The following is a 993-nucleotide window of genomic DNA, read 5'->3' as shown; positions in this document are numbered from 1 at the left end:
TGAGCCTCTTCCATCCGTCTTCACGATCGATCGGTGACGATGTGATCTTGCGGATTGGGCAGTGAGGTGTTGTGCCACAGAACGAGAACGAGACTCCTGGTACACATACGGGCGTCGAAACCTGATGCGCTCCAAGGAGTCTCGTTGCACTATCCTGGCACGGTCACCCTCTCTACGGCAAACCTCCAGCTCACCGCCCGTCTCATCGCCCGGCACCGAGCCGCCATCGGCAGCTACTGGCGCAAGCTCGATCCGAGCCAGCAAGCCCTCCTCGCCCTGGTCTACCTGCGTAAACACGAGACCTATGCCGCCCTCGCCGAGGGCTGGCGGATCGGGCAGACCACCGCCTGGCGCTACATCCGTGAAGTGATCACCCTGCTCGAAGCCCTCGCGCCCACCCTCCAAGGCGCGCTGTGGGCCGCGGCCAGCCGCGGGCTGCGGTGGCTCCTGCTCGACGGCACCTGCGCCGAGATCGACCGCATCAACGATCTGCACCACCCCGACCAGGGCAAGCACGTCGACCGGCACTGGTGCCACAAGCACCGCCACCATGCGGTCACCTTCGCCGCCCTCACCGACCATGACGGGCACCTGGTGTGGATCGGCACCGGCTACCCCGGTTCGACCCACGACCTCACCGCGGCCAGATCCGACGACGTGTTCTACCTGGCGCGAAAGGCCGACCTGGAGCTGTTCGCAGACAAGGGCTACACCGGTGCCGGCGAGCGAGTGACCGTGCCAGTCAAGGGCAAACGGGATAACCTGGCCGAGGCGCAGCGCGAGCACAACCACGTCGTCAACTCGACCCGCGCCCTGGTCGAGCGCGGATTCGCGGTCCTCAAGCAGTGGAAGCTCTTCGAGCGCGCCCGCTGCTGCCCGACCCTGCTCGCCCGCGCCGCGAAAGCCGTCCTCGTCCTCGAACTCAACGCTCGATAGAGGACACACCATCACCATCGAACAATTTCGATCGCTAACCGAGATGGAAGAACCTCA

Annotated in this window: 1 protein-coding gene; it reads left to right on the top strand. The window is 65.2% G+C overall.

Annotated elements, in window-relative coordinates:
• The first annotated feature begins 144 nt into the window (after nucleotides 1–144).
• Entirely contained in the window at nucleotides 145–936 is a 792-nt protein-coding gene (locus FAB82_RS04965; RefSeq protein WP_168801422.1) for a transposase family protein, read from the top strand.
• Nucleotides 937–993: the final 57 nt, after the last annotated feature.

Origin of the sequence: Glycomyces buryatensis, from assembly GCF_004912275.1 — a bacterium.
GTDB classification, from domain to species: Bacteria; Actinomycetota; Actinomycetes; order Mycobacteriales; family Micromonosporaceae; genus Glycomyces; species Glycomyces buryatensis.
This window is presented reverse-complemented; position numbering and strand designations above follow the sequence as displayed.